The following is a 9,487-nucleotide window of genomic DNA, read 5'->3' as shown; positions in this document are numbered from 1 at the left end:
GGGTGGATTGGATACGGCGACGGTAACGGTAGTGGTGAATAACGGCATCCCCGATGCAGTAAATGACACGACCTCCACCCCATCTGGTACGCCCGTCTCGATAGGAGTACTGGGTAACGATAGCGACCCCAACGGCGATCCGTTAACCGTGACGGCGGCCACACCCGGCACGAACGGCAGCACCAGCATCAGCACCAACGGCACCACATCGCCAACCGATGATGTAGTGGTCTACACGCCGAATAGCGGGTTTGCCGGTACCGACTCGTTCGCGTACACGATCAGTGATGGCATGGGTGGATTGGATACGGCAACGGTAACGGTAGTGGTGAATAACGGCATCCCCGATGCGGTAAATGACACGACCTCCACCCCATCTGGTACGCCCGTCTCGATAGGAGTACTGGGTAACGATAGCGACCCGAATGGCGATCCATTAACCGTGACGACGGCCACCCCCGGCACGAACGGCAGCACGAGCATCAGCACGAACGGCACCACATCGCCCACGGATGACGTGGTGGTCTACACACCGAATAGCGGGTTTGCCGGTACCGACTCGTTCACGTACACGATCTCCGATGGCATGGGCGGATTGGATACGGCGACGGTAACGGTAGTGGTGAATAACGGCATCCCCGATGCGGTAAATGACGCGACCTCCACCCCATCTGGCACGCCGGTCTCGATAGGAGTACTGGGTAACGATAGCGACCCCAACGGCGATCCGCTGACAGTGACGGCAGCAACGGCAGGCGGGAACGGCAGCACGAGCATCAGCACGAACGGCACCACATCGCCCACGGATGACGTGGTGGTCTACACACCGAATAGCGGGTTTGCCGGTACCGACTCGTTCACGTACACGATCAGCGATGGCATGGGCGGATTGGATACGGCGACGGTAACGGTAGTGGTGAATAACGGCATCCCCGATGCGGTAAATGACGCGACCTCCACCCCATCTGGCACGCCGGTCTCGATTGGGGTACTGGGCAACGACAGCGACCCGAACGGCGATCCGCTAACCGTGACGACGGCCACACCCGGCACGAACGGCAGTACGAGCATCAGCACGAACGGCACCACATCGCCCACGGATGACGTGGTGGTCTACACACCGAATAGCGGGTTTGCCGGTACCGACTCGTTCACCTATGTGATCTCTGATGGGATGGGTGGCTCAGATACCGCCACTGTGACTGTCGTTGTGGGTAACGCCCCACCGGACGCGATTAATGACACTGCTAGCACAGCTAGTGGTATGGCAACTAGTATCGACGTTCTGAGTAACGACACCGATCCCAATAGCGACACGCTGACGATCGCTGATGCTACCGATGGTATGAACGGGATGACGAGCATCGACACGATGGGTAGTCTCTCTCCCACTGATGATGTAGTCGTCTACACTCCTAATACCGGCTTTGCTGGTACCGACTCGTTTACCTATGTCATCTCTGATGGTATGGGTGGCTTAGATACCGCTACTGTGACTGTCGTTGTGGGTAATGCCCCACCGGATGCGATTAGTGACACTGCTAGCACAGCTAGTGGTATGGCAACTAGTATCGACGTTCTAAGTAACGACACCGATCCCAATAGCGACACGCTGACGATTGCTGATGCTACCGATGGTATGAACGGGATGACGAGCATCGACACGATGGGAAGTGCATCGCCCACCGATGATGTGGTCGTCTACACTCCTAATACCGGCTTTTCTGGCACCGACTCGTTTACCTATGTCATTTCTGATGGGATGGGTGGCTCAGATACCGCTACTGTGACTGTCGTTGTGGGTAACGCCCCACCGGATGCGATTAATGACACTGCTACGACTCCTAGTGGCATGGCAGCCAGCATCAATGTTCTTGGTAATGACACCGACCCCAACGGCGATACCCTGACGATTACGACCACCAACCCTGGTATGAACGGTACCACTTCTATCGACACGATGGGCACAACATCGCCTACTGATGATTTAGTGGTATATACACCTACCTCTAGCTTCAACGGCACCGACTCGTTTACCTATGTCATCAGCGATGGCATGGGCGGTTTTGATACCGCTACAGTAACTGTCACAGTGGGCAGCGCAGTCAATCAGCCACCCGATGCCGTAAATGATATGGCAGCTACTGGCATGGATACTCCTGTGAGCATTATGGTGCTCTCCAATGACATGGATCCCAATAGCGATACCATCACGATCGTAGGAGTAGGCTCACCAAATAGTGGAATGGCAAGCATCGATACAATGGGTACGCCTTCTCCGACTGATGATGTCATTGTCTACACACCAGATAGCATGTTCGCGGGTACGGACTCATTCACCTATGTCATTTCCGATGGTAGGGGTGGATCTGATACAGCTACCGTGACCGTAACAGTAGGATCTACTTCTGGAGGCGGAGGTGGAGGTGGAGACCCCGTCGTTCCGCCTCCTAGGACTAACCCTAATCCTCCTAGCACCCCTCCGCGTAGCAGTGGTGGTAGCAGTAGTGGCACTGATGACAATCAGCCACAACAAGAACAGAATTTTGTAGGTTTAGATACCCTCGATTTCCTGAATGCGGATCAGATCCTGCAAAATCGCCCCAATACTGGACGCAATAGTTTAGAAGATTACTTTGATGCTAACTACTATCTAGCCAATAATCCTGATGTAGCAGCAGCGATCGCCCGTGGCGAATTTACCAACGCCCTCGATCAATTCGAGCGGGTCGGGCAGTTTGAAGGACGCAATCCCAGCATCTTCTACGACGAACAAGTCTATCGCGACTACAATCCAGGTGTGGGGGCAGCGATCGCGCGTGGAGAGTTTAGCAGCTATTTCGACCACTTCATCAGACACGGACAGTTTGAGCATCGCGATCCCAGATTGTCGCTGTTTGATTCGCAGTGGTATCTATTCAAGAACCCGGATGTGAAAGCACTGATTGCCAATGGCACGTTTAAGAATGCGTTCGAGCACTTCCTAGAAGTCGGGCAGTTTGAGAGTAGAGCTGCGAGTATTCTGTTCGATCCGAATGTCTACGCACGCTTCAATCCCAGTGCTGTAGAGGCAGTCAGATCGGGTCAATTTGGCAGCCTATGGCAGCACTACCTTGCAGTAGGACTACCTCAGGGTCTGACTGGTAGTTTAGTCTTCAACGATAAAGACTACCTGACACTGAATCCTGATGTAGCAGCACAAATTGAGAATGGCCGCTTTAGAAGCGGGATGGAGCATTATCTGCGACGCGGACAGTACGAAAACCGTCAGCCTCGCTTGCAGGTATTTGACGAGGGCTTCTACCTGCAAAACAACCCGGATGTGAGGGCAGCAGTGGAGGCTGGTACCTACAAGGATGGACTGGAGCACTTTGTTAAAGAAGGTCAATACCAAAACCGCGACCCAGGTCCGCTATTTGATACGGAATACTATATAGCTACCTATCCTGATGTAGCGATCGCGGTAGCAAACGGTCAAGTGCGCAGTGCCTGGGATCACTACCGCCGGATCGGTCGGGCTGAGGGACGGTCACACCTATCGCCCGAGCGTATTATCTCTCAAGGACTCTTCTCTTCTACCTTTGTTGATGATGCTCTTTCTAGTACAAAAGACGATCTAAACATAGATCCCGGAAGATTTGCGGTCTGAATCGGCTCGAACAATTAACAATTAGAGGTGATTAGATTGGCGGCTGTAGTTGAGTTAAGCTCGATCGCAGCCGCTATCTGTTGGCCGACTCCGTTGAACGAGTGAGTTGCAAATCATGCTTAAGACATAATTTGCAAGATTTTGTTTACATTCGTTAACATTCGTTTATACTATGTAAATATCTGCTTTTGCTTATCGGGACAAGTTTAAAGCTGCGTACTCAAAATGCCTTGAGGCGAGACTTGGGAAGCAAAGCAGTGTCTGCAATCTCTGCTCAACCTGAGGTGTTAAGCACCAGGTATACAGTCAGAAGTCAGCAGATCCTTGTTTGTACACTAATTTGTTAGGAGCGTTCATGCCCTCTTCCTTTTCATCTCTTGGTATTTCTGAAGCACGAGTTCAGGTGTTGGAGTCCTTAGGGTTTACCCAGCCGACAGAAATACAGTCCCAATCTATTCCTCACTTTCTAGAAGGTAAGGACATATTGGGGCAAGCTCAAACTGGTACGGGTAAAACCGCAGCATTTTCGTTACCCATTCTAGAAAAGCTGGATATTTCTAAAAATTCGCTGCAAGCTTTGATATTAACCCCTACGCGAGAACTAGCAATTCAGGTCAACCAGGCTATCCGCACTTTTAACCTCAGACCAGGAGCTAGAGTACTTACGGTTTATGGGGGGCAGTCCATCGATCGCCAGATATCACAGCTAGAGCGCGGCGTTCACTTGGTAGTCGGTACGCCAGGGCGCGTTATCGATTTGATGGAGCGCGGCAAGCTCAAGCTCAACAATTTATCGTGGTTTGTCCTGGATGAAGCCGACGAAATGTTAAATATGGGCTTCATTCAAGATGTGGAAAAGATTTTAGCCGCCACGCCATCCGATCGCCAGTCAGCATTTTTCTCAGCTACCATGCCTCCCCAGATCAAGCGCCTGGTCAAGAACTACCTGCGATCGCCAATTACAATCAAGGTCGAGCCAGAGGTAACCGCACCAAATAAGATCGAGCAACAGGTTTACTTGATCCCATCTCACCTCACTAAAGAGGAATCTTTGTTGCCCATCTTGGAACTAGAAGCACCGAGTTCTGCGATCATTTTTGTCCGGACTAAAGATTCGGCCAGCCGTTTGTCGGAATTGCTGCAAAGCGCCGGTCATAGCGTGGATGAATATCACGGCAATTTATCGCAGATCCAACGCGAATCTCTCTTGCGTCGGTTCCGCAATCAGCAAGTAAAACTGGTAGTAGCAACAGATATTGCTGCTAGAGGTTTAGATATTGACGGTCTCAGCCATGTGATTAACCTGGAGCTACCAGACGACTTAGAGCGCTACGTGCATCGTATCGGTCGCACGGGTAGAGCCGGACGCGATGGTCGAGCCATTACCCTGATTAACTACAGGGAACGCTACAAATTGCGCAACTTGGAAAGACAAATCGGTCAATCCTTAGAAGCAGTCCAGTTACCTTCAATTAGTCAAATCCAAGCTAATCGGATCGCGCGATTTACCGAGCAGATCCACCAGGCACTGAGCGGCGAGCGTCTAGCATCATTCTTGCCTCTAGTATCTCAACTATCTGAGGACTACGATCCCCAGGCGATCGCGGCGGCAGCACTGCAACTAGCCTATAGCCAGGTGCAATCTGACAAAGCCGAGCAAGCCGTGATGCACGTTTTATCTAAGCAAGCCGATCGCTCGCACAGTCACGTACCCAAGCCGATCAAGCGCGGTCAGAGCGGCGATCGCCGTCCTAACTTTGACAATCGCCCTGCCCGTACGGGTAGCAGAATGGCGGGATCGTCCAGCCCGAAAAAATAAGCCAGCTTAAGGGTATATAGAACTGGGACGAGAATTAGGGCGTATTCTTCAGTGTGAAGAATGCGCCCTAGTGAATTATTTGGAGTTGCTAACTGCCACCTGGCTGGTTAAAGCTTCTCGGAGGCTGCGAACTACCGCGATCGCGGCAATTTCGTCATTGAGTTGGTTTACAGCCGTGCCAACACCAATGCCAGACGCTCCGGCAGCGATCGCCATCGGTGCGGTAACGCTGGATAAACCAGAGGCGCATAGAACGGGGACTGAGACAGCACGGCTAATGGCATGGGCAGCCGCCAGCGTAGGCGCAGCCTTCTCGATTAAGCCCAATACGCCAGCATGTGCAGGCGCGCTGCTAGTGCCACCTTCGGTTTGGATGATGTCAGCGCCCACTGCTACCAATTGCTCCGCTAAAATCACCTGCCGATCTAAAGGTAACGTATGGGGTACGGTTACAGATAGGGCAGTATGGGGCAGCAAGGCTCTGGTTGCTCGGGTTAGTTCGAGTACTTCATCGGCTGTAAAAACGCGACCTTGCGCGTAGAACTTATCGTAGTTGCCAATTTCCACCAGATCCGCGCCATTAGCTACAGCTTCAGCCAGTTTAGCTGGCTCCACTGCCGACACGCACACAGGCAGGCTGGTAATCGTTTTCGCCAGGTTAATTAGCCCCGCATCAGCCGCAATATCAACAAACGTAGCCCCACCTAACTCGGCGGCGCGTACTACCATTGCCACCGACTCAAAGTTAAAGTTTTGCAAACCACTAATAATTTTGAGAGCTTGACGACGGTCGAAAGCACTCTGTAATTGACTGGACAAGCGATTCATTATGGTCATAATCTTTTCTCGCGCGACTGCTTTTGCAATATTCCCGATATTTTAATAGGTCATGAAACCTTTTTTCGCTATATTGCGGTATGTAAGATTGCAAAATTTTGAACTAAATTTTAGAAACTACTATGTGGGCGATCGCGAAACAAAAAACAAATCAGGATCGGAAATTTCCCAGCAGATGGCAAAGACCGATCGCGCTGATAATGGCAATCGTACTGATGTTCGGTCTCAGCGCCTGTGGTGGCGATCGTCCTGCTGCGGTCAGCAAAGCCAAAAAGGTTGAGTCCGGTAGCATCGTCGAAGTTTCTCCGCCCCTAGAAATCCAGCGGCTTAATAATGCCTTTGACAAATACGAACCCCAGCTAACCATCGTTAGCCCTAAGCCCGATACCATCATTCAGGACAAAAAGGTGACGGTACAGTTAAGCGTTACCGACTTGCCCATATTCAAGAACAGCACCTTTGGCTTAGGGCCGCACGTCCATGTTACGCTCGATGGGCAAGAATACCAGCCCCTCTACGATCTAACCCAAACTCTAACATTTGACAGCCTCGCACCTGGAACCCATACCATTCGTGCCTTTGTGTCTCGCCCCTGGCACGAAAGCTTCAAAAATGAAGGAGCCTATGCCCAAACAACATTTCACGTATATGCCAAAACTGGTGAAAACACGCCCAATCCCCAACAACCCCTGCTAACCTACAGCCGTCCGGTCGGCTCCTATGGTGCAGAACCGATTTTGCTGGACTTTTATCTCAGAAATGCCCCGCTCCACATCGCTGCCCTCGAAGATAGCGATATTAGCGACTGGCAGATTCGCGCCACGATTAACGGACAAAGCTTTGAGATGGAAAACTGGCAACCCCTCTATCTCAAGGGCTTCAAACCGGGTAAGAACTGGGTCAAGCTGGAATTCCTCGATCGCAACGGCAATCTAATTGCCAACCAATTCAACAGCACCGTTCACCTGATCGACTACCAACCAGGCGGACAAGATACGCTTTCACGCCTGATGCGCGGCGAAGAAATTGACGCGATCGACAAAATCGTCGATCCAAATTACGTAGCTGCACCCACTCCAGCACCCACTCCATCGCCTGCGGAGTCGCCCGCCCAAGAAGCTACACCAATAACAGCTCAACCCACACCATCACCATCTCCCACTGCCCAACCCACTGAAGCAACCCCATCCCCAGCACCGATCTCAAAGCAAGAACAACCCAAAGTTGCACCACAACCTCCAGTCCCTGTCACCCAACCGCCAATAGTCCCCATCCCAGTCCCGATCGCAAAACCAGAAGCACCAAAGGTAGCACCCCAACCCCTAGTCCCTAATGCCCAACCCCAACTACCCAGCCCCCAAAAAGCAGGTGAAAAATCCGAACAGTCGGGATGGCAGGGAATATTTAACAAGTTCAAGGAAAAAGTAACTCCCAAACAGGAGCCTCCCAAAACTGCAACGCCACAAGCGGAGAAAGTAGAGAAAATCGCGCCCCAGCCAGTTACCAAAACTGCGCCTATTGTTGCCCCTAAAATCGCACCCACAACTAAACAGGTAGAGCCATCTGCTCCACCAAAACCAGCGCCGATCGTCGAATCTCCACAGACAACTTTACCCAAAACTCCACCGCAGACTTTGCCAACAAAAGTCGAGCCAAAGGTAGAAGTAAAGCAAGAAGCTCCGAAACCAAAAGCAGAACCAAAGGTAGAAGCGAAAAAGGAAGCCCCAATACAAGAGTTGGATAAAGCTTCTAGTCCAGTACTGAATCTACCTCCAAAACCGATGCTTCCTCCCACTCAACCCAAAGCCAAGGTTGAGGAGAAATCCGAACCACCCGCATGGCAGCGCATGTTCGATCGCTTCAAAGAAAAAGTAACGCCCAAACAGGAATCTCCAAAGGCTGTAGCGCCAAAGGTAGAGAAGATAGAGAAAACAGCGCCCATAGTTGCACCAACAACTCCCGCAACCAGGTTAGAACCGCCTGCGCCGCCACAGCCAGCAGCTACACCCGCCGCGCCTAAGCTAGCACCGCAACCCAAAACAGCACCCAAGGTGGAAGTGCGAAAAGAGACACGAAAACCAGAGCCTCCCAAAGCTCCCAGTCCCTCACCTGCTGAAGCGCCCAAGGCGATCGCGCCCGCGATCGAACAACCCGTACCCGTACCCCAAACCTCCAGCAAAGAGCAACCGGGATGGCAAAAGATGTTCGATCGCTTTAAAGAAAAGGTAACGCCGAAAACAGAATCGCCCAAGGTCGCACCAGTTGCACCTATCGCTAAACCAACGCTCGAACCAGTAAAACCATCCGCTTTACCCAAAATCGAGCCAAAGGTGGAAGTGAAGAGAGTTGAGCCAAAGATAGAAAGCAAGAAGGAAGCTCCAAAGCCAGAGTCTCTGAAAGCTCCAATTCCTGCTCCTACTAAGGCTCCTAAGGCGATCGCCCCCATTCCCGAGATCGAGCAACCATCTGCTCCCGTTCAACCAAAAGCCAGGGTTGAGGAGAAATCCGAACCACCCGCATGGCAGCGTATGTTCGATCGCGTCAAAGAAAAAGTAACGCCAAAAGTAGAATCGCCAAAGGCTGTACCAGTTGCACCCATCGCTAAACCAACTCTCCAACCAGTAGAACCATCTACTCCACCCAAAGCGGGACTAAAGGTAGAAGCGAAGAAGGAGCCATCAAAGCAAGAGCCGACAAAAGCCTTTAGCCCAGCCCCCAGTCCGGCTTTGCAACCGACGATCCCTCTCCCTCAGACCAAAGCTAAAGTTGAGGAGAAATCCGAACCTCCCGCATGGCAGCGTATGTTCGATCGCGTCAAAGAAAAAGTAACGCCAAAAGTAGAATCGCCAAAGGCTGTACCAGTTGCACCCATTGCTAAACCAACTCTCCAACCAGTAGAACCATCTACTCCACCCAAAGCGGGACTAAAGGTAGAAGTGAAGAAGGAGGCTCCAAAAGCGATCCCGCCCACTTCAGAAACCAAACAGCCAGTTGCCCCCATCACCCAACCCCCAACCTCCATCACCCAGCCTCCCCAAAACACAAGACAACTCCCACCGAAAAAACTAACACCCTGGCAAGAGCGACTACATCAGTTGCGCGAAAGCGGATCGGATAGCGATGTAAAAAGTAGTGGAACAAGCCCAGAACGGGCGATCCCAGTGCCTGACTCTCTGTGAACA

The 9,487-nt window shown here is 51.8% G+C and carries 4 protein-coding genes; 3 read left to right on the top strand and 1 reads right to left on the bottom strand.

Annotated elements, in window-relative coordinates; all coding sequences use genetic code 11:
* A partial coding sequence (locus PSE6802_RS34175) for a beta strand repeat-containing protein (protein ID WP_019503122.1) occupies positions 1-3,649 on the top strand: 3,649 nt, incomplete at its 5' end.
* A gap of 355 nt (positions 3,650-4,004) precedes the next feature.
* The gene (locus PSE6802_RS0126910; RefSeq protein ID WP_019503121.1) at positions 4,005-5,468 is read left to right on the top strand and encodes a DEAD/DEAH box helicase; all 1,464 of its coding nucleotides are present in this window, start codon (positions 4,005-4,007) and stop codon (positions 5,466-5,468) included.
* Positions 5,469-5,543: 75 nt separating this feature from the next.
* Here the strand turns inward: PSE6802_RS0126910 and PSE6802_RS0126905 are convergent, their stop codons facing one another.
* Positions 5,544-6,305, bottom strand: a complete 762-nt coding sequence (locus tag PSE6802_RS0126905; protein WP_156815668.1) for a DUF561 domain-containing protein — start codon at positions 6,303-6,305, stop codon at positions 5,544-5,546.
* A 122-nt stretch (positions 6,306-6,427) separates the two neighbouring features.
* Here PSE6802_RS0126905 and PSE6802_RS34380 point away from each other — a divergent pair, with 122 nt between their 5' ends.
* Complete coding sequence (locus PSE6802_RS34380) at positions 6,428-9,484, top strand: hypothetical protein (protein ID WP_019503119.1); 3,057 nt, start codon at positions 6,428-6,430, stop codon at positions 9,482-9,484.
* The last annotated feature ends 3 nt before the right edge of the window (positions 9,485-9,487 follow it).

Origin of the sequence: Pseudanabaena sp. PCC 6802, assembly GCF_000332175.1 — a bacterium.
Classification (GTDB): domain Bacteria; phylum Cyanobacteriota; class Cyanobacteriia; order Pseudanabaenales; family Pseudanabaenaceae; genus PCC-6802.
This window is presented reverse-complemented; position numbering and strand designations above follow the sequence as displayed.